Source organism: Streptomonospora sediminis (assembly GCF_054778995.1).
The window spans coordinates 1-615 of sequence record NZ_BAAGYZ010000151.1 but is presented as its reverse complement, the minus strand read 5'-3'; the positions used below and the strand labels follow the sequence as shown (position 1 = coordinate 615).

Genomic DNA, 615 nt, shown 5'->3' with positions numbered 1-615 from the left:
ACTCCTGCAGCACCATCCGACCCCCGACCGGATCCGCCAGGCGGGGCGGGACCGGCTGGCCGAGCTCCTGCGCCCCCACGCGCCGCGCATGGCCCGCCGCCTGGCCGCGGACATCGTCGCCGCGCTGGAGGAGCAGACGGTGACCGTGGCCGGAACCGAGGCCGCCGCCGTCGTCATCGCCAACCTCGCCCAGAGCCTGCGCACCACGATGGAGCAGCGCACCCGCATCGCCGCCGAGATCGAGGCCCTGCTGGAGGCCCACCCTCTTTCGGAAGTCCTGACCTCGATGCCGGGCATCGGGGCCAGGACCGGCGCGCGCGTGCTGATCGAGGTGGGTGACGGGTCCGCCTTCGCCTCCGCCGCCCATCTGGCCTCGTATGCGGGCCTGGCGCCGGCTACGCGGGCCTCGGGCAGCTCCATTAAGGGCGAGAACCCGGCCCGCAGGGGCAACAAGCAGCTCAAACGCGCCCTGTTCCTGGCGGCGTTCGCCTCGCTGTCCCATCCGCCCTCGCGGGCCTACTACGACCGCAAGACCGCCCACGGCAAGCACCACAACCAGGCCCTGCTCTGCCTGGCCCGCAGGCGCTGCGACGTGCTGTTCGCCATGCTGCGCGA

At 73.2% G+C, this 615-nt stretch carries 1 protein-coding gene; it reads left to right on the top strand.

Annotation, left to right across the window (positions count from 1 at the left end; translation table 11 throughout):
• A partial coding sequence (locus ACYVD5_RS27930) for an IS110 family RNA-guided transposase (RefSeq protein ID WP_461004162.1) occupies positions 1-615 on the top strand: 615 nt, incomplete at both ends.